The organism is Micromonospora sp. WMMB235, assembly GCF_001855515.1.
Classification (GTDB): domain Bacteria; phylum Actinomycetota; class Actinomycetes; order Mycobacteriales; family Micromonosporaceae; genus Micromonospora; species Micromonospora aurantiaca.
Map to the genome: position 1 here is coordinate 4,941,757 of NZ_MDRX01000001.1, position 17,278 is coordinate 4,959,034.

Here is a 17,278-nt window from a genome sequence, read left to right on the forward strand (position 1 = left end):
CGTCAGCCGCCGGGCAGGGTCAGCGCCGGTGGCGACGGCTGTTCCTCGTGCGGCTCCCGGCTGCGGCCCAGCGCGTCCACCCGGCCCCAGCGGCCCGGGATGTCGAGCAGTTCCACCCGGCCCATCCCGGGCGGCACGGCCGGGTCGATGATCAGGTGATCGCCCTGCGGTTCCAGTCCCAGGATCACCCGTAGCAGCAGCAGCGGCGTGCCGGCGGACCACGCCTGCGGGCTGCACGCCGTGGGGTACTCCACCGGGTAGTCGGTGAGGCCGCGCTCGTAGCCGGCGAACACCTCGGGCAGCCGCCCGTCGAAGTAGTGCGACGCGCTGAGCAGAGCGTCGCAGATCCGGCCGGCCTGCTGGCGGAAGCCGTACCGCCACAGGCCCCAGGCGATGATCGAGTTGTCGAACGGCCACACCGTGCCCACGTGGTAGCCGACCGGGTTGTACCGGCCCTGGTCGTCGGCGAGCGTCCGCACACCCCACCCGGAGAACAGGCGTGGGCCGAGCAGATGGGCGGCGACGGCGGGGGCGCGGGCCTCGTCGACGATGCCGCTCCACAGCAGGTGACCGATGTTGGAGGTGAGCGCGTCCACCTGGCGGCCCAGCGGGTCGAGCGCCAGCGCGTAGTACTCGCGGTCCGCGATCCAGAAGTCGCGGTTGAACCGTTCCTTCAGCGCCGCCGCCTCGTGTTCCAGCCGGTCGGCGTACGTCGGGTCGTTCCAGTACGTGCGGGCCAGGCGGGCGCCGCGCAGCTTCGCGTCGTACGCGTACCCCTGGAGTTCGCACGTGGCCCGGGGGAACTCGGGCATCCGCCCGTCGGCGTAGGAGATGGCGTCCGGCGAGTCCTTCCAGCACTGGTTCGGCAGGCCGGTCTCCGGGTTCCGCGACATGTACCAGACGTAACCGGTGCCGAGCAGGTCGCCGTACGTGTCCAGCCAGGTCAGCGCCGCCCGCGTCTCGTGCTCCAGCTTGCGCACCAGGTCGGCGTCGCCGGTCCACCGCTCGTACTCGTCGAGCAGGATCACGAACAGCGCCGTGGTGTCGGCGGCGCCGTAGTACGGCGAGTGCGGCTGCTCCTCGAAGCCGGCGGTCTCGCCGTAGCGCAGCTCGTGCAGGATCTTGCCGGGCTCCTCGTCCCGGAAGTCGTCGACCCGGCTGCCCTGGAGTCCGGCGAGCATGACGATCGTGGGCTTGACCATCTCGGGCAGGAACGGCAGCACCTGCAGCGAGGTGAAGATGCTGTCCCGGCCGAACAGCGTCATGAACCAGGGCAGGCCGGCGGCGAGCAACCGGACGCCGAGCGTGATCGACTCGTACCGGAGCGCGGCCAGGTCGTTGAGGCTGCGCCGGTACGCCCCGGCCAGCGGCTCGCAGTCGCAGCCGAGCTTCGGCGCCCGGCTGATCAGGGCGCTCTGTTCCGCCTCGATGTCGGCCGCCGTCCGCTGGCCGCCCAGCGGCAGGATGGCCCGGATGTCCTCGCCCCGGGCGCCGTAGATGACTGTGTCGATGTGCAGCCGGGTGGTCCACTCGCCGTGCGGGCCGACCCGGATCCGGAACGTCATCCCGCTCTCGTCGACCTCGGCCGGCGCGCTGCTGGTCACCATCGTCTCGCGGTGGAACGCCTGCCGGCGGTAGGTCAGCCGCAGCGCGTTCGTCTCCACGCTGGGCGTGGTGGTGCCCTTCTTGTCCCGCTTGTGCTTGATCTCGAACAGGTCGGCGAAGTCGGAGCCGATCTCCAGCCGGAGCCGGAACTCCATCTCCTGCTCGGAGTGGTTGAGCAGGGTCAGTTCCTCGTCCATGCTGCCGCCGATCGCGCGGCTGCGGATCACCGAGACCTTCGCGTCCAGGTAGTGCGTCGGCTCGCCGGGGACCAGGAAGAACCGCGTCTTGTACGACAGTGAGTCGTCGATGGAGAGCGCGTGCAGGGGTTCCCCGTCGAGGGTGAGGATCCAGGTGGAGAGGAACCGGGTGTCGAAGGAGAACAGCCCGGTGGGGAAGTCGTACGACGGCTGGATGTTGCCGCGATCGTCGCTGACCAGGAACGTGTTGCCGTCGAGGATGCTGACCCGCTCCTTCACGCCACCCGCCGGACGTGGTCGCGGGCGGCGTCCCGCGGATCCCGTACGTCGGGCCGGGTCGGCAGGAACCGGCGGAACGCCAGGAACAGCACGACGTGCCCGCTGAACGTGGCCTCGTTGCGCAGCACCGCGGCCATGCCGGCCTCGCGGCCGGTGACCAGCTTCTCGAACAGTTCGGTGGAGAGGGTCAGCACGCCGTCCGCCTGCCGTTGCTCCTCCCGGCTCACCTGGGCCGATCCGGGGGCCAGCGTCACGTACCAGTGCTCGGTCCGGTTGCCGTCGGCCAGGTCGATCTGGAGCGTGCCGCCGATCGGGCTGTTCAGCACCGCCGCGGCGCGCGCCGGTAGCGACGCGAAGAACTGTTGGATCGCCTCACTCACGTTCACATGGTAGGCGTAATCCGGACATGTCGGGTCAGGATCGGCTCACCGGTCAGAGTGGACGACCCGGGCGGGTCGCTCAGTAGACGAGCGCCTGCGCGCCCTCGGTCATCGCCTCCTCGACGAACACCGCGGCGCCCGCGATGCGTACGCCGGGGATGACGTCGCCCGGGCCGATGTCCCGCCGGGCCGCGCACTGGGTGCAGGCGGTCACCCGGCCCGTGGTCAGGACCACGTGCAGCAGTTCGCCGAGCGGCGCGGAGTGCGGCAGCTCGAACGTCTCCGCCCGCCCGGGGAGCGCGAACCAGGTGGACTCGCCGGTGAGCCAGAGCGACACGTCCACCCCGGCCGCGGCTGCGGTGGAGGCGACTGTGAACGCCTGGGCGCAGCGTTCCGGGGAGTCCGCGCCGGCGGTGGCCTTGACGACGAGAGTGCGCGCCATGACGCCAGCATAGGATGGCCCGGATGGTTACCGAGATCGGGTTCGTCAGCCTGCTGGTCGCCGGCCTGGGCGCGCTCGCCGGTGGCCTGGTCTATGTCGCAGTGCGAATCGCTAGAGGTAGATGGTGAGCGCGAGGAGTGAGCCGGTTTTGCGAGCCCCGCAGTCGCGAACGAAGGTGGCGCTGTGAATAGTGAGAATCCGCTTCAGCCGCCGTGGCTGAACGCGCCGCCGGTCGACCCGTACCCGTACGAGGAGAGCCACGACCTGCGCGTCGGCCCGAAGCTGCACCCGAGCCTGGACGGCCTGCTGCCGTACATCGGGGTCTGGCGCGGCCGGGGCCGGGGTGGGTTCCCGACGATCGAGGACTTCGACTACGCGCAGGAGATCCGGATCAGCCACGACGGCCGGCCGTTCCTGTTCTACGAGTCCCGGGCGTGGATCCTGGACGAGCAGAGCCGCCCGGTTCGTCCCGCCGGCCGTGAGGTGGGCTGGTGGCGTCCGGTGCTCGACGGTGAGCGGGTGACCGACGAGCTGGAGGCGCTGATGACCACGCCGACCGGCGTGATGGAGCTGCACATCGGCAAGCGCAAGGGCACCCAGATCGAGTTCGCCACCGACGCGGTCGTGCGTACCGCCACGGCGAAGGAGGTCACCGCCGGTGCCCGGCTGTTCGGCATCGTCGAGGGCGCCCTGCTCTACGCGCAGGAGATGGCCGCCGTGGGCCACCCTCTGAGCCCGCACCTCTCCGCCCGCCTGACCCGGGTGGCCGGCTGACGTTCCCTTCTCGCTCCGGCGATCATGAAGTTGGCGGCGATCCTTGCCCGATTTGTCGCCGCCAACTTCATGATCAACGGGGTGGGGGTGGGGGGAAGTCCAGGAGGGTCTGGATGCGGGGGGTCAGGGGAGAACTCGGGCGGGGGATTCCGTTCAAGGCCGTGACCTCTGCCGGGCCGCGCAGCGAGCTGGTCAGCCAGATCGCCTCGGCCTCGTGCAGGTCGGCCACGGTGGGCAGGTGCTCGTCTGCGGTCAGGCCCAGCTCTCCGGCGCGTTCCAGCAGATGGCCGGCGGTCACGCCGGGCAGGATTCCGGTCGGTGCCGCCGGCACCGTGAGGAGACGGCCGCCACTCAGCCACACCACGTTCGCGGTGGGCCCCTCCAACACGTAGCCGTCGGTCGAGACCCAGAGCACGTCGTCCACGCCCGTCCGCTGCGCCCACCGCCGGGCGGCGGTGCTGAGCGCGTACGAGGTGGACTTCACGCCGCTCGGCAGCCACCCCAGTTCCGGGCGGGACCGGGCGGCCACCCCGAGCGGCAGCGTGGCCACAGTCACCCCGTCCCGCCGGGCCAGTCGGGCGGACGCAGGCACCTCGCCGAGCGTCGCGTACACCGTGGGCGGCCCACCGCCCTCCGGTCCCCGCGTACAGACCAGCCGCAACGCGCCCTCGGTCCGGGCGGGCCAGCCGGCGCACACCGCGTCCAGCAGCTCGACGAGCGCGGCATCAGGGGGCAGCGGCAGGTCGATCGCCGCCGCGCCGGCCCGCAGCCGGGCCAGGTGCGGCTCCAGCAGCCAGGGGCGGCCGTCGCGCAGGTGCAGCGTCTCGAACAGGCCGTCGCCGTGCAGGACGCCCCGGTCGTCGCCGCGCAGCACCGGCTCGCCCGCCGGTACGAGCCCCCGGCCGAGCACCGCCACCCGTGTCGTACCCACTGGCGCAGCGTAGTGGCGTACCCCCGGCGGCGGACCGGCCGGCGCGGCGGCCGAACTATGATCGAAGGGTGTCCGAATCCTCCCTCGCGGAAATGCTCCGCTCGCGCGGGCTGCGGCTGACGGCGCAGCGGCAGCTGGTGCTCCAGGCCGTCCTGGATCTGGGGCACGCCACCCCGGAGCAGGTGCACACAGCGGTCCGCGAGGTCGCGGCCGGAGTCAACATCACCACCATCTACCGCACGCTGGAGCTGCTGGAACGGCTCGGCCTGGTGACGCACACGCACCTGTCGCACGGTTCGCCGACCTACCACGCGGCGGGTGAGCACCAGCACGTGCACCTGGTGTGCCGGGAGTGCGGGGCGATCGACGAGATCTCCCCGGAGATGCTCCGCCCGCTCGCCGACCAGCTGGACGAGCAGCGCGGGTTCAAGGTCGACATCGGGCATGTCGCGCTCTTCGGGGTCTGCGGCCGCTGCGCACAGAACGGGGAACGCACATGATCGACATCGCGGGCGCGGTGACCACCGACGCCATCGACGACCAGACCCGGGACCAGCCGGAACCGGCCCACCGGGCGGCGGGCGTCGGCCCGGTGGCCGCCCACTACGGCGACCCGATGCGCGAGCAGCGGCTCCTGGCCACCGGCGTGGGCCTGGTCGACCGCTCGCACCGGGGCGTGGTCGCGGTGCCCGGCGAGGAGCGGATCGGCTGGCTGCACACGCTCACCAGCCAGCACCTGGCCGCGCTGGCGCCGTGGCAGGGCACCGAGCTGCTGGTGCTCTCCCCGCACGGGCACGTCGAGCAGCACGCGATGGTCGCCGACGACGGCGAGACCACCTGGCTCGACACCGAGCCGGGGATGACCGAGGGCCTCCTGGCATACCTGGAGAAGATGCGGTTCTTCAGCAAGGTCGACCCGCGCGACGCCACCGCCGACCACGCGCTGCTGTCGCTCGTCGGGCCGGAGGCGCCCGGCGCGCTCGACACGCTCGGCGTCACCGGGTTGGCCGCTCCCGACGTGGCAGCGGTGCCGGGTCCGAAGTTCCGTTCCGGCGAGCTGCCCGCGCGGCCGTCAGCGGTGTACGACGTCAAGCCGCTGCCGGTCGGCGGCTGGGCCCGGCGGGTGGCGCTCGGCGTCGACCTGCTCGTGCCACGGGCGGCCATGGACGAAATGGTGGCGGAGCTGCGCGGCGCCGGGGTGCCGGTGGCCGGGCTGTGGGCGTACGAGGCGATCCGGGTGGCCGCCAAGCAGGCCCGGGCCGGCGTGGACACCGACCACCGGACGATCCCGGCCGAGGTGGACCTGATCGCTCCGGCCGTGCACCTGGACAAGGGCTGCTACCGGGGGCAGGAGACGGTCGCCCGGGTGCACAACCTGGGCAAGCCGCCCCGCCGGCTCGTCCTGCTGCACCTGGACGGCGTGGCGAGCGACCAGCCGCCCGTCGCCGGTACGCCGGTGACGCTCGACGGCCGGACGGTCGGCTTCGTGGGCACCGCCGTGCAGCACTACGAGTTGGGTCAGGTGGCGCTCGCCGTGCTGAAGCGCAACACGCCCGACGACGCCCGACTGCTCGTGGGCGAGAGCGCCGCCGCCATCGACGTGTAAGGAAGGGCCCCCTATTAACGCCTCCGGTAGAGGAAAGGTCCCTTCTTAACGCCGCCTGCACCGGAAATCCTCCGGTCGACCCGGCGCCGGGCACCGGTCTAGGATCCGGGGCATGACGACAGGGACGTTGATCACGGTTGCCCCCACCGGCGCGGAGTCGGCGAAGGCGGAGGTGCCGGCGCTGCCGGTGACGCTCGACGAGCTGCTGCTGACGGCCAAGGAGTGCGAGGCGCTCGGCGCTGCCGTGATCCACGTCCACATCCGCGACGACGACGCACGGCCCACGCTCGACCAGGGGCGGCTGCGCGACACGGTGGCGGCGCTGCGGGAGAGCACCGACCTGATCGTGCAGCTCTCCTCCGGCGGCGCGGTGACCGACCCGGAGTCGGCCCGGCTCGCGGTGCTCGACGCCGCACCCGACATGGCCTCCTGCACCATGGGTACCGTCAACTTCGGCGACGACGTGTTCCTCAACCGGTGGGAGTTCATCGTCGACCTGCACACCCGGATGCAGGAGCGGGGCGTCGTCCCCGAGTACGAGATCTTCGACCTGGGCCACCTCACCGCCCTGCAGCGGCTGCTCGGCAAGTACGGCCTGCCGCACGGCGGGCACGTGCACGTCGACTTCGTGATGGGCGTACCGGGTGGCATGCCCGGCACCACGGCGACCCTTGTCGCGGCCCAGCAGATGCTGCGCGACCTGCCCGAGGGCACCACGTTCGCGGCCACCGGCATCGGGCGCAGCACCATCCCGGTGATGCTGGCCTCGCTGTCGGCCGGTGGTCACCTGCGGGTCGGCATGGAGGACACGGTCACGTACGCCAAGGGCCGCCCGGTGGAGTCCAACATGCAGCTCGTCGCGCGGGCGGTGGGCTTCGCCCAGCTCGCCCAGCGGCCCCCGCTGACCACCGCCGAGGCCCGTACGCTGCTCGGCGTCCCGGCTACCGTCCGGTAAGCGGCGCACCCCGCTGCGACCCCGTACCGCCCCGGTCGACGTCGCAGGTCACCCCGCCGCCGACCGGGTCCGTCCCCTCGGTACGGTCCATACCGTGGGAAAAACGTACGAGGGCGGCGTGCCGCTCGCCGAGGTGGTCCGGTCCGGCTTCGTGGAGGGCGTCCACCGGGGTTCCGTGGTGGTGCTCGACGCCGCCGGTGAGCCGGTCGCCGGGGCCGGTGACGTCACCTCGCCGATCTTCCCCCGCTCGTCGAGCAAGCCGATGCAGGCGATCGGCATGCTCCGGGCCGGCCTGCCGCTCACCGACCCGGCCGACATCGCGCTCGTCGCGGCCAGCCACGCGGGCGAGGAGTTCCACGTCGAGCGGGTGACAGCGCTGCTGCGCGACGCCGGCCTGACCGAGGACGCGTTGCACTGCCCGCCGGACCTGCCGTTCGGCGAGGCCGCCCGGGAGGCGGTGCTGCGGGCCGGCGGCGGCCCGGCCCGGGTGCTGATGAACTGTTCCGGCAAGCACGCCGGCATGGTGCGCACCTGCCTGGCCGCGGGCTGGCCGCTGGACGGCTACTGGCGGCCCGAGCACCCGCTCCAGCAGTGCCTGACCGCCACGATCGAGGAGTTCACCGGCGAGCGGGCGGCGGCGGTCGGGGTGGACGGCTGCGGCGCACCGGTGCTGGCCGTCTCGCTGACCGGGCTGGCGCGGGCGTTCCTGCGGCTGGTCGAGGCCGAGCCGGGCACCGTCGAGCGGACGGTGGCGGACGCGATGCGGGCGTACCCGGAACTTGTCGGCGGCACCCAGGCGGAGGACACGCGGCTGATGCGCGGCGTACCCGGCCTGCTCGCCAAGATCGGCGCGGAGGGTGTGATCGCGGCGGCGATCCCGGAGGTCGGCGCCGTCGCTCTGAAGATCGACGACGGCGCCGCGAGGGCCCGCACACCCGTCCTGGTGTCGGCCCTGGCACGCCTGGACGTGCGCGCCCCCATCCTCACCGAGTACGCCGAACCGCCCCTGCTGGGCGGCGGCCTCCCGGTAGGAGCCATCCGCCCCACCTGGTAACCCTTCCCCGCCCTCTACCCCCGGCGATCTTGCACTTGCTGCCCCGGCGAAATGCGCATTCCAGGCGTGCCGAGGGCTGCAAGTGCAAGATCAACGCGGCGAAGGGAGGGAGTCGGGGTGGTCAGGGGAGGAACGGCAGGAGGGTGGCGTTGGTCTCGGTGGGGCGCTCCAGGGGGAGCAGGTGGGCCGCGTTCGTCACGTCCGGCATGCGCACGCCGTGGGGGGCCTCGTCGGCGATGCGGTCGGCCAGGCGGCGGATGTCGGCCAGGTCGTCCGCGCCGGTGCCGACCAGTACCGGTACGCGCAGCTCGCCCAGCCGGTCGATCGCCGGCGGGTCCAGCTCGCCCACCTCGATCGCGCTCAGCGCCTGCTCGGCGGCGAGTGCCCGGCGGTCCATCTCCTCGGCGAACCGGATCAGCTCCGGGTCGACGTCCTCCGGGCGGCGGGTCGGGCCGACCACCCAGAAACGCACCTCGCCGGCGGCGGTGGCGGCGAAGTCCTCCGGGTCCACGTCGCCGACCAGCTCCTCCCAGAGCTGCTCGGTCTCCTCGGACCACTCGTTGCCGGAGACCGGAGCGCCGAAGAGCGCCAGCGCCGAGACCCGCTCCGGGTGGGCGAGCGCGGTGTCCACCGCGACCCGGCCGCCGAACGAGCAGCCGACGAGCGCGGCCCGCTCGACGCCCAGCGCGTCGAGCAGCCCGACCACGTCGTCGTGGTGGGCGAACGGCGTGGTCGGCAGCTCCGACTCGCCGTAGCCGCGCAGGTCCAGCGCGATCACCCGGTGGCGCTGCGCGAGCGCCGGGACCTGCCCGCGCCACATCCGCCGGTCGGCGATGCCGGCGTGCAGCAGCACCACGGCGGTTCCGGTGCCGCTCTCGTCGTACGCGAGCTGGGCGCCGTTGATATCGATCTTGGTCACGGGGGAGAACGGTACGGACCGGACATGGCCTCCGCAACCCACCTTCGGTGACCCTGCTAACTCTGGCTAGCGTTTTGCTTGCAGGAGTTAGCGGACCGAGCTAGCGTTGAGTCATGGCCACCAGCAAGGACCTTCCCGATGTCGGCGGGTTCATTCGCGACCTGCGGCGCAACGCGAAGATCTCACTGCGCCAGCTCGCCGAGCAGGCGGGCGTCAGCAATCCCTACCTGAGCCAGATCGAGCGTGGGCTGCGCAAGCCGAGTGCCGAGGTGCTCCAGCAGCTCGCCAGCGCACTTCGTGTCTCCACCCCGGCGATGTACCTGCGTGCCGGGCTGCTGGACGACAAGGAGGGCCAGGGCGTGCTCGCGGCGATCGCCGTCGACCCCGAGCTGACCATGGCCCAGAAGCAGTCGCTCACCCAGATCTACGAGACGTTCCGGCGCGAGAACGCCCGCCTGGCCGAGGCGACCGAGGCGGCCACGACGGCGGAGGCGGCCGAGAAGGCCGCCACGACGGAGACGGCCGCGACCGAGCCGGCCTCCGCGCCGGAGGCCCCGGCGACGGTGGCCGCGGCCGCGACCGGTCCGGTCACGCCGGAGGGCACGCCGACCGAGGCGGTCCTCGAATCGGTAGCCGTCACCGAAGCGGGTGCCGCGCCCGCCCCGACCACCGCGCCCGCCCCGACCACCGCCGCCCCGCAGGACACGACCGCCCGCCGGGCGGCCCGGAAGGCCGCCGGTGCGGCCGAAGAGGAGCAGTCATGACCACCCAGCCGAAGACCAACCGCATCCCCGCACCCCTCTACGCCGCCGCCGGCGCCGGTGAGCTGGCCCTGGAGCAGCTCCGCAAGCTGCCGACGGTGGTCAGCGGCCTCGGCACCCGGGTCGTCGCCGACCTCGGCGGCAAGGCCGTCGTCACCGGCTTCGAGCTGCGCCAGAAGGCCACCGAGACGCTGAAGACCGCCAACCAGACCGCCACCGGGCTGCGCGAGCGCGCCGTCGCCACCGACCTCGACCAGCTCCGCGAGGCCGCCAACCTGGAGAAGCTGCGCGAGGCGGCGAACCTGGAGAAGCTGCGCGAGGCCGCCAACCTGGACAAGCTCCGCGAGGCCGCCACCCGCAACGCCGCCGTCGTGGTGGCCGGGGCGCACGCCGCGCAGGAGCGCGCGCTGGCCGCGTACGCCGAGCTGGTCGCCCGGGGTGAGCGCGTCGTCGGCGCCGGCGTGCTGGAGGCCGCCGACACGGTGAACGCCGACATCGAGGCCACCGAGGCGACCGGCACCGAGGTGACCCCGAAGGCCGAGATCACCCCGAAGCCGGAGACCGCGCCGAAGGCCGCCGCGACGACCGAGGTGCCCAGCCCGGCCGAGGTGGCCGAGGCGGTGGCCGCCAAGCCGGCCGCGGTGAAGCGCACCCGCGCCACCAAGGCGACCGCGACCAAGGCCGTCGCCAAGACGACCGCCACCAAGGCGACCAAGCCGGCCACCCCGTCGGCGAAGCTGCCGAAGGCCACGAAGCGGACCCGCCCGGCTGCCGAGTGACCTGATGCTCCACCGGACCCCGGACAACGTCTTGTCGGACGTTTCCGGGGTCTCGGCATAAGCTTGCCCCCATGGCCATCGCCGCGCCGATCTTCGCGTTCGCAGTCCAAGACGTGATCCAGCTGATCCTGCTCGTCTTCGCCCTGGTCGTACAGGGAGTGGCGCTGGTGCACGCGGTCACCCAGCGCGGCGACGGATTCGCCGCGCTCGGCACGCTGCCCAAGGGCGGCTGGGTCGCCATCCTGGCGGTCTGTCTGCTGCTGACCCTGCTCGGCTTCGGCCCGATCAGCCTGTTCGGACTGATCGGCATCGCCGCGGGTCTCATCTACCTGCTCGACGTGCGGCCCGGCCTGCGGGACCTGCACGACGGCCGAGGGTCCTGGTGAGAGGTTTCCGCTGGCCTCCGCCGCCGGACGGCGGTCCCCGCACCTGGGGGCCCGGCCCCGGCGCGCCCCGGACCGGGCGCCCCGCGCTGCCCGAGCCGGAGACGGAACTGGTCGCCACCCCGCACGGGGTGAGCCTGGAACGGCTGGTCACCGGCACCGGTGACCCGGTCACCGTGTTCGCGCACGGGCTGGGCAGCGGCATCGCCACCACCCGCCCGTTCGGCAGCGGCGTCACCGGGCGGCGCATCTTCTTCCAGTTCCGCGGGCACGGCCGCTCCGACTCGCCGCCCGGGCCGTGGAGCTACCTGGACCTCGCCCGTGACCTGCGGGCCGTCGCCGACCTGGGCGGCGCGACCCGGGCGTTCGGCGCCAGCCTCGGCGCGGGCGCGCTCTGCCGGCTGCTCGCCGAGAGCCCGGAACGCTTCGAGAGACTCGTCTTCTTCCTGCCCGCCGTGCTGGACACGCCGCGCGGCGAGGTGGCACGCGCCCGGCTCACCGGCCTGCTCGACGCGGTGGCCGAGGGCGACGCGTCGGCACTGGCCGACGCGGTGTCGCTGGAGCTGCCGCCGTCGGTGCGCAACACCCCGGCCGGCTGGGCGTACCTGCGGCAGCGGCTCGACCAGCTGCTGCGCGACGGGCTCGCGCCGGGGCTGGCCGACCTGCCCGCCCAGGCCCCGCTCGACGACGCCGGGTCGCTCGCCGCGGTCACCGCGCCGGCGCTGGTCATCGCCGCCGCCGAGGACGACCTGCACCCGGTCGCCGTCGCCGAACGGCTCGCCGCCGCGCTCCCGAACGCCACACTGCACGTGTACGACCGGCCCGGCGTGCTCTGGACCGAGCGCGCCGACCTGCGGGAGCGCGTCTCGGAGTTCCTGAACGGGTAACGTCGCCGTCCATGGGCGTCACACACCACGGCCGTACGCACCGGCTCGACCTCGCCGACCCGACCCTGCGCGAGTGGACCTGCCGGGTGCTGGCGGCCGATCCCGAGCAGGGCATCGTGCTGGACCGGTCCGCGTTCTACCCGGGCGGCGGCGGGCAGCCGCCGGATCACGGGGTGCTTCTCTGGCAGGGCGTACAGACCCGGATCGTCGGCACCCGCAAGGGCGACGACCTCTGGCTGATCCCGGCCGAGGGTGACCCGGTGCCGCCGGTCGGCACCGAGGTCGCCGGCGCGGTCGAGGACACGCGTCGGACCATGCTGATGCGTACCCACTCCGGGCTGCACGTGCTCTGCGGCGTGGTGTTCCGCGACTTCGGCGCGCTCGTCACGGGCGGCAACATGGAGCCGGGCGAGGCGCGGATGGACTTCAACCTCCCCGAGGTGCCGCCGGACTTCAAGGCCCGCATCGAGGAGCTGGTGAACGCCGAGGTGGCCGCCGACCGGTCGGTGGCGGTGCGGGTGCTGCCGCGCGCCGAGGCGCTGGCCCTGCCGGACATCATCCGTACCCAGTCGAACCTGATCCCGCCGGAGGAGCAGGAGGTGCGGATCGTCGACATCGTCGGGCTGGACGTGCAGGCCGACGGCGGCACGCACGTGGCCTCCACCGCCCAGATCGGCAAGGTCCAGGTGGTCAAGGTGGAGAGCAAGGGACGGGCCAACCGCCGGGTACGCGTGCGCCTGGCGGACTGAGTCACCCGGGCGCGCGCCGGGACCGGAGGGCGCGCGCCTTCTGCCGGTTGCCGCAGCGTTCCATCGCACACCAGCGGCGCTGCCCCGGCCGGGAGGTGTCCACGAAGACCAGTTGGCAGTCGTGCGCGCCGCACTCCCGGATCCGGGCCGCGTAAGGGCCGGTGAGCAGGTCGACCGCGTCCCGGGCGAATGTCGCGACCACTTGCGCGCCGGTCAACGGCGTACGCCAGGACCGGCTGCCGTCGGGACCGGCCTGCGGGCTCAGCGGCAGCCCGGCCGCCGCGTCGTTCACCACGGCCAGGTCCGCGGCGGGCGGGGTCTCGTCGCGGGTACGCGCCTGCGTCACTCGCCAGAGCGCGTCGCGCAGCCGACGGGCGGCGGCCAGGTCGTCCGCGTCGACGGTGACGGTGGCGGGGTCCAGGCGCAGGCGGGACACGGCCAGCCAGCCCGCGAGGTCGTCCGGCCGGTGCAGCACCTCGTAGCGGGCGAACCCGCCCGGACCGCCGGTGGTCAGCAGCTCCAGGCAGAGCGCGCCCGGGTCGAAGCGGTATCGAGTGCCTTCGGGACTGATCAGGGTGAGTCCGCTTGCGCCGTCCATCACGTAACCACTATAACTGGTTACACCAGCTGACCACGGAGGACACATGGCCCGGGACTGGAAACTCGTCATCGACTGTGCCGACCCGATCGGGCTGGCCCGCTTCTGGGCCGAGGCGCTCGGCTACCAGGTCGAGGACAACAGCGTGCTGATCGAGCGGCTGGCCGCCGCCGGTGCGGTGCCGCCGGAGGCGTACGTCGAGGTGGACGGCCGCAAGGCGTGGCGCGAGCTGGCGGCGGTACGCCACCCGGACGACCCGGTCGACCCGGCCAGCGGCACCGGGCTGGGCCGGCGGTTCCTGTTCCAGGCCGTCCCCGAACCCAAGCGGGTGAAGAACCGCCTCCACGTCGACCTGCACGTCGGGCCGGAGGGGCGGGCGGCCGAGGTGAAGCGGCTGACCGCGCTCGGCGCGACGGTGCTGGCCGAGGTCGCCGACCGGGGCAGCGAGCACACCACGATGGCCGACCCGGAGGGCAACGAGTTCGACGTGCAGTGACCGCTCAGTGCGGCAGGTACGCCGCCCGGACGGCGAGCAGCCAGCGTTCCACTGTCTCCTCGTCCGGGCGCTCCGGCAGCGGCGAGCGGGTCCGGTCGAACTCCGCCTCGGCTGCAGCCACCAGGGCCTGCGCCTCGCCCAGCGCGCCACCGGCGACCCGTTCGCCGAACGCGCGGAACCACTCCGGGTCGGCGAGGCGGATCTCCAGCACGCCTGTCGTGTACAGCGTCCGGCCCTGGTGCAGCAGCCGGGCCAGGTGCCGGGCGTGCTTCGCCGAGCGCCGCCGCCCGCCGCTGTCCGCCGGGGCGGTGGCGAGCTTGCGGAACTGCTGCGAGGCGTACCCGAGGTAGGCGTCGCGGACGCGCGGCGCGCTCAGGAACGCCGACCGGATCGCGATCAGCTCCTCGCCGAACCCGGTGCGGGTCTCGTAGCAGTCCTCGGGCAGCCACATCAGCTCGGTGGCGGTCGGGTTGCCGCTCAGCGCCAGCAGCGCGTACTTGCGCGCCTCGTGCAGCGTGACGTCCGGGTCGGTGGTGACCACCGACTCGCGGGGCGGGCGTAGACCGTGGAACGCGACTGTGGGCGCGGCGAACACGCCGATCCGGTCGGTGTCCGAGCCGGGACCGGCCAGCCCGTACGCGACCGAGCCGACGATCCCGGACAGCAGCAGGTGCATACCGGTGATGATCGCCCATCCGGATCGTCCGGGAAACCGGACTTCCGCTGTCAGGTATCTGTTGCACGGTTATCCCATGAACTCACCACTGACCGGAACTGTCGCGCTCGTCGCGGGCGCGACCCGGGGTGCCGGGCGGCAGATCGCCGTGCAGCTCGGCGCCGCCGGGGCCACCGTCTACGCCACCGGCCGCACCACCCGCGAGCGCCGCTCCGAGATGGACCGGCCGGAGACCATCGAGGAGACCGCCGAGCTGGTCACCGCCGCCGGGGGCACCGGGATCGCCGTCGCAGTCGACCACCTGGACCCCGAGCAGGTACGCGGCCTGGTCGAGCGGATCGACGCCGAGCAGGGCCGCCTGGACGTGCTCGTGAACGACGTCTGGGGCGCGGACCCGCTGATCACCTGGGAGAAGCCGGTCTGGGAGCAGCCGCTCGACGCCGGGTTCCGCACGCTGCGGCTGGCTGTCGACACGCACATCATCACCAGCCACTTCGCGCTGCCGCTGCTGATCCGCAACCCGGGCGGCCTGGTCGTCGAGGTCGGCGACGGCACCAAGGAGCACAACGACAGCGAGTACCGCCTGTCGGTCTTCTACGACCTGGCGAAGGTGTCGGTGAACCGGCTCGGCTTCAGCCAGGCGCACGAGCTGGCCCCGCACGGCTGCACCGCCGTCGCGCTCACACCCGGCTGGCTGCGCTCGGAGGCGATGCTCGAACACTACGGCGTCACCGAGGCGAACTGGCGCGACGCCGCGAAGACCGAACCGCACTTCGTCATGTCGGAGACGCCGGCGTTCGTCGGGCGCGCGGTGGCCGCACTGGCCGCCGACCCGGACCGGGCCCGCTGGAACGGGCAGTCGCTGGACAGCGGCGGCCTGTCCCAGGTGTACGGCTTCACCGACGTCGACGGCAGCCGCCCGCACTGGGCCCGCTACTACGAGGAGGTGGTCAAGCCTGGTAAGCCGGCCGACCCGGACGGCTACCGCTGACCGTCGGACGGCGGATCGGTGTAGAGCGCCGCCGCGCGGCGGGCCGCCTCGGCGAAGCGCGCCCGCAGCTGCGGCGGCGCCAGCACCTCCACCTCCGGGCCGAGCGCCAGCAACTGGCCGTACGCGACGTCGACCGACTCGACAGGCAGCCGCAGCACCAGCCGCCCCTGCTCGTCCGGCGGCCCGGCCGCGTCCACCGCCTCGGTGTAGACGAACGGCGCGTCCACCAGGTGCCGCAGCGCCCGCAACCCGGCCGGGCCGAGCCGCACCGTCACCCGCTCCCGCAGCAGCTCGCGCAGGAACGCGCCGGCCTGCTCCCGCCAGTACGCCCCGAGGTCGAAGTCCTCGTCCCGGTCGAACCCGTCGGCGCCCACCTCGACCGCCACCACCCGGTCCACCCGGTACGTCCGCCAGCCGTCACCGACCCGGCCGACCAGGTACCAGACCCCGTTCTTCAGCACCAGCCCGTACGGAGCCAGCGTGCGGGCCACCTCCCGGTCCCCGCGCCGGTAGCGCAGCTCCACCATCAGGTCCCGCCAGACCGCCCGGGCCAGCTCGGCGAGGGCCGGCGGCGGCGTGGTCTCCCGGAACCAGCCCGGCACGTCCAGGTGGAACCGCTGCCCGGTACGCGCGGGCGCGTCCCGCAGGCTCGGCGGCAACGCGGCGAGCACCTTCAGCTCGGCGGCGGCCACCGAGTCGGCCAGTCCCATGTCCCCGGCCGGTCCGGGCAGCCCGGCCAGGAACAGCGCCTCGGCCTCGTCCCGGCTCAACCCGGTCAGCCGGGTCCGGTAGCCGCCGAGCAGCCGGTAGCCGCCGGCCCGGCCCCGGTCCGCGTACACCGGGACACCGGCGGCGGAGAGCGCCAGCACGTCCCGGTAGACGGTCCGCTCGGACACCTCCAGCTCGCGGGCCAGCTCGGCGGCGGTCATCGTCTCCCGGGACTGGAGCAGCAGCACAAGCGAGATCAGCCGGGACGCACGCACAGGCCCATTGTGGTGCACCGGCAGATTAGGCTGTGCCGTCGTGAACGCCTCCCGTACGATCGCGCCCGTCACCGGCGCGGCCACCCGCTTCCTCGGCGGCGCCGGGCTGCTGCTGCGCGGCTTCGGCATGTACGTCCGCAGCCCGAAGCTGATGCTGCTCGGCGTGATCCCGGCGCTGATCACCGGCGCGCTCTACGTGGCCCTGTTCGCCACGCTGCTCTACTTCGTCGACGACCTGGCGGGCTGGCTCACCCCGTTCGCCGACGACTGGTCGTCGCCCTGGCGCGGGCTGCTGCGGGTCGCCGCCGGGCTGGCGGTGGTCGGGGTCGCCGGGCTGGTCGGGGTGCTCACGTTCACCGCCGTCACGCTCGTCATCGGCGACCCTTTCTACGAGGCGATCTCCGAGCGGGTCGAGGACCGCCTCGGCGGCACCCCCGGTGCGGTGGACGTGCCGTTCTGGTCCTCGCTGCGACGCAGCCTCGCCGACTCGCTGCGCCTGGTGGCGCTGTCCGCGCTGATCGGCGTACCCCTGTTCGCGGCCGGTTTCATCCCGGTGGTGGGACAGACGGTGGTCCCGGTGGTCGGCGCCCTGGTGGGTGGCTGGTTCCTGGCGCTGGAGCTGGTGGGCGCGCCGTTCTACCGGCGGGGGATGCGGCTGCCGGACCGGCGGGCGCGGCTGCGGGCCGACCGGCCGACAGCGCTCGGTTTCGGGGTGGCGGTCTTCCTGTGCTTCCTGATCCCGCTCGGCGCGGTGCTCGTCATGCCGGCCGCCGTCGCCGGGGCCGCGCTGCTGGCCCGCCGCTCGCTGGGCCAGGCAGTCGAGGAGAGCTGAG

Annotated in this window: 22 protein-coding genes; 14 read left to right on the plus strand and 8 right to left on the minus strand. The window is 73.3% G+C overall.

Annotated elements, in window-relative coordinates:
• Positions 1-2: 2 nt before the first annotated feature.
• From BFV98_RS21755 to BFV98_RS21765, 3 genes are all read right to left on the minus strand, one after another.
• Positions 3-2,081: a glycogen debranching N-terminal domain-containing protein gene (locus tag BFV98_RS21755; RefSeq protein WP_013288816.1), complete on the minus strand. Its 2,079-nt coding sequence runs from the start codon at positions 2,079-2,081 to the stop codon at positions 3-5.
• Positions 2,078-2,467, minus strand: coding sequence for an SCP2 sterol-binding domain-containing protein (locus BFV98_RS21760; protein ID WP_013288815.1), 390 nt, complete (start codon positions 2,465-2,467; stop codon positions 2,078-2,080). The genes BFV98_RS21755 and BFV98_RS21760 overlap by 4 nt, the downstream gene beginning before the upstream one ends.
• Before the next feature lie 73 nt (positions 2,468-2,540).
• On the minus strand, positions 2,541-2,903 hold the full coding sequence (locus BFV98_RS21765) for a DsrE family protein (RefSeq protein ID WP_013288814.1): 363 nt from the start codon (positions 2,901-2,903) through the stop codon (positions 2,541-2,543).
• 23 nt (positions 2,904-2,926) lie between these two features.
• Here BFV98_RS21765 and mtfM point away from each other — a divergent pair, with 23 nt between their 5' ends.
• Positions 2,927-3,031: a small membrane protein MtfM gene (gene mtfM / locus BFV98_RS33010; protein WP_013475110.1), complete on the plus strand. Its 105-nt coding sequence runs from the start codon at positions 2,927-2,929 to the stop codon at positions 3,029-3,031.
• Positions 3,032-3,086: 55 nt separating this feature from the next.
• Positions 3,087-3,677: an FABP family protein gene (locus tag BFV98_RS21770; protein WP_013475111.1), complete on the plus strand. Its 591-nt coding sequence runs from the start codon at positions 3,087-3,089 to the stop codon at positions 3,675-3,677.
• Between the two features lie 73 nt (positions 3,678-3,750).
• Here BFV98_RS21770 and BFV98_RS21775 read toward each other — a convergent pair whose 3' ends face one another.
• Complete coding sequence (locus BFV98_RS21775; protein WP_071097617.1) at positions 3,751-4,608, minus strand: aminotransferase class IV; 858 nt, start codon at positions 4,606-4,608, stop codon at positions 3,751-3,753.
• A gap of 92 nt (positions 4,609-4,700) precedes the next feature.
• Here BFV98_RS21775 and BFV98_RS21780 point away from each other — a divergent pair, with 92 nt between their 5' ends.
• The 4 genes from BFV98_RS21780 (at position 4,701) to BFV98_RS21795 (ending at position 8,223) form a co-directional block, all read left to right on the plus strand.
• A complete protein-coding gene (locus BFV98_RS21780; RefSeq protein WP_082171454.1) occupies positions 4,701-5,108 on the plus strand; it encodes a Fur family transcriptional regulator in 408 nt (135 codons plus the stop codon).
• A complete protein-coding gene (locus tag BFV98_RS21785; protein ID WP_071097619.1) occupies positions 5,105-6,214 on the plus strand; it encodes a folate-binding protein YgfZ in 1,110 nt (369 codons plus the stop codon). Before BFV98_RS21780 ends, BFV98_RS21785 begins: the two co-directional genes overlap by 4 nt.
• Before the next feature lie 112 nt (positions 6,215-6,326).
• Complete coding sequence (locus BFV98_RS21790; protein ID WP_013475115.1) at positions 6,327-7,169, plus strand: 3-keto-5-aminohexanoate cleavage protein; 843 nt, start codon at positions 6,327-6,329, stop codon at positions 7,167-7,169.
• 94 nt (positions 7,170-7,263) lie between these two features.
• Positions 7,264-8,223: an asparaginase gene (locus tag BFV98_RS21795; RefSeq protein ID WP_013288807.1), complete on the plus strand. Its 960-nt coding sequence runs from the start codon at positions 7,264-7,266 to the stop codon at positions 8,221-8,223.
• Positions 8,224-8,344: 121 nt separating this feature from the next.
• Here BFV98_RS21795 and BFV98_RS21800 read toward each other — a convergent pair whose 3' ends face one another.
• On the minus strand, positions 8,345-9,142 hold the full coding sequence (locus tag BFV98_RS21800) for an alpha/beta fold hydrolase (RefSeq protein WP_225319748.1): 798 nt from the start codon (positions 9,140-9,142) through the stop codon (positions 8,345-8,347).
• 113 nt (positions 9,143-9,255) lie between these two features.
• Here BFV98_RS21800 and BFV98_RS21805 point away from each other — a divergent pair, with 113 nt between their 5' ends.
• From BFV98_RS21805 to BFV98_RS21825, 5 genes are all read left to right on the plus strand, one after another.
• Entirely contained in the window at positions 9,256-9,906 is a 651-nt protein-coding gene (locus BFV98_RS21805) for a helix-turn-helix domain-containing protein (RefSeq protein ID WP_071097621.1), read from the plus strand.
• Positions 9,903-10,682: a hypothetical protein gene (locus BFV98_RS21810; protein WP_013288804.1), complete on the plus strand. Its 780-nt coding sequence runs from the start codon at positions 9,903-9,905 to the stop codon at positions 10,680-10,682. Before BFV98_RS21805 ends, BFV98_RS21810 begins: the two co-directional genes overlap by 4 nt.
• Positions 10,683-10,753: 71 nt before the next feature.
• Positions 10,754-11,068: a DUF2516 family protein gene (locus BFV98_RS21815; RefSeq protein WP_013288803.1), complete on the plus strand. Its 315-nt coding sequence runs from the start codon at positions 10,754-10,756 to the stop codon at positions 11,066-11,068.
• Positions 11,065-11,952, plus strand: coding sequence for an alpha/beta fold hydrolase (locus tag BFV98_RS21820; protein ID WP_013288802.1), 888 nt, complete (start codon positions 11,065-11,067; stop codon positions 11,950-11,952). Before BFV98_RS21815 ends, BFV98_RS21820 begins: the two co-directional genes overlap by 4 nt.
• Positions 11,953-11,963: 11 nt before the next feature.
• A complete protein-coding gene (locus tag BFV98_RS21825; RefSeq protein ID WP_013288801.1) occupies positions 11,964-12,701 on the plus strand; it encodes an alanyl-tRNA editing protein in 738 nt (245 codons plus the stop codon).
• A 1-nt stretch (position 12,702) separates the two neighbouring features.
• Here the strand turns inward: BFV98_RS21825 and BFV98_RS21830 are convergent, their stop codons facing one another.
• Positions 12,703-13,299 carry an ABATE domain-containing protein gene (locus BFV98_RS21830; protein ID WP_071097624.1) on the minus strand — a complete coding sequence of 199 codons (597 nt, stop codon included), beginning with the start codon at positions 13,297-13,299 and terminating at the stop codon, positions 12,703-12,705.
• A 46-nt stretch (positions 13,300-13,345) separates the two neighbouring features.
• On the opposite strand from BFV98_RS21830, the gene BFV98_RS21835 reads away from it, so the two are divergent.
• The gene (locus BFV98_RS21835; RefSeq protein ID WP_013288799.1) at positions 13,346-13,795 is read left to right on the plus strand and encodes a VOC family protein; all 450 of its coding nucleotides are present in this window, start codon (positions 13,346-13,348) and stop codon (positions 13,793-13,795) included.
• Positions 13,796-13,799: 4 nt separating this feature from the next.
• Here the strand turns inward: BFV98_RS21835 and BFV98_RS21840 are convergent, their stop codons facing one another.
• Positions 13,800-14,471 carry a DNA polymerase beta superfamily protein gene (locus BFV98_RS21840; protein WP_071097625.1) on the minus strand — a complete coding sequence of 224 codons (672 nt, stop codon included), beginning with the start codon at positions 14,469-14,471 and terminating at the stop codon, positions 13,800-13,802.
• A 76-nt stretch (positions 14,472-14,547) separates the two neighbouring features.
• On the opposite strand from BFV98_RS21840, the gene BFV98_RS21845 reads away from it, so the two are divergent.
• Positions 14,548-15,462, plus strand: coding sequence for an SDR family oxidoreductase (locus BFV98_RS21845; RefSeq protein WP_071097627.1), 915 nt, complete (start codon positions 14,548-14,550; stop codon positions 15,460-15,462).
• On the opposite strand, the gene BFV98_RS21850 is transcribed toward BFV98_RS21845, so the two are convergent.
• A complete protein-coding gene (locus BFV98_RS21850; RefSeq protein ID WP_071097629.1) occupies positions 15,453-16,445 on the minus strand; it encodes a YafY family protein in 993 nt (330 codons plus the stop codon). The genes BFV98_RS21845 and BFV98_RS21850 overlap by 10 nt on opposite strands.
• Before the next feature lie 40 nt (positions 16,446-16,485).
• On the opposite strand from BFV98_RS21850, the gene BFV98_RS21855 reads away from it, so the two are divergent.
• A complete protein-coding gene (locus BFV98_RS21855; protein WP_013475126.1) occupies positions 16,486-17,277 on the plus strand; it encodes an EI24 domain-containing protein in 792 nt (263 codons plus the stop codon).
• The last annotated feature ends 1 nt before the right edge of the window (position 17,278 follow it).

Bases quoted from the DNA above. Each gene is read 5' to 3' on its own strand.
- BFV98_RS21765 (WP_013288814.1), bottom strand. From the start codon at position 2,903: ATGGCGCGCACTCTCGTCGTCAAGGCCACCGCCGGCGCGGACTCCCCG.
- mtfM (WP_013475110.1), top strand. From the start codon at position 2,927: ATGGTTACCGAGATCGGGTTCGTCAGCCTGCTGGTCGCCGGCCTGGGC.
- BFV98_RS21780 (WP_082171454.1), top strand. From the start codon at position 4,701: ATGCTCCGCTCGCGCGGGCTGCGGCTGACGGCGCAGCGGCAGCTGGTG.
- BFV98_RS21785 (WP_071097619.1), top strand. From the start codon at position 5,105: ATGATCGACATCGCGGGCGCGGTGACCACCGACGCCATCGACGACCAG.
- BFV98_RS21790 (WP_013475115.1), top strand. From the start codon at position 6,327: ATGACGACAGGGACGTTGATCACGGTTGCCCCCACCGGCGCGGAGTCG.
- BFV98_RS21805 (WP_071097621.1), top strand. From the start codon at position 9,256: ATGGCCACCAGCAAGGACCTTCCCGATGTCGGCGGGTTCATTCGCGAC.
- BFV98_RS21810 (WP_013288804.1), top strand. From the start codon at position 9,903: ATGACCACCCAGCCGAAGACCAACCGCATCCCCGCACCCCTCTACGCC.
- BFV98_RS21815 (WP_013288803.1), top strand. From the start codon at position 10,754: ATGGCCATCGCCGCGCCGATCTTCGCGTTCGCAGTCCAAGACGTGATC.
- BFV98_RS21825 (WP_013288801.1), top strand. From the start codon at position 11,964: ATGGGCGTCACACACCACGGCCGTACGCACCGGCTCGACCTCGCCGAC.
- BFV98_RS21830 (WP_071097624.1), bottom strand. From the start codon at position 13,299: ATGGACGGCGCAAGCGGACTCACCCTGATCAGTCCCGAAGGCACTCGA.
- BFV98_RS21835 (WP_013288799.1), top strand. From the start codon at position 13,346: ATGGCCCGGGACTGGAAACTCGTCATCGACTGTGCCGACCCGATCGGG.
- BFV98_RS21840 (WP_071097625.1), bottom strand. From the start codon at position 14,471: ATGCACCTGCTGCTGTCCGGGATCGTCGGCTCGGTCGCGTACGGGCTG.
- BFV98_RS21845 (WP_071097627.1), top strand. From the start codon at position 14,548: ATGAACTCACCACTGACCGGAACTGTCGCGCTCGTCGCGGGCGCGACC.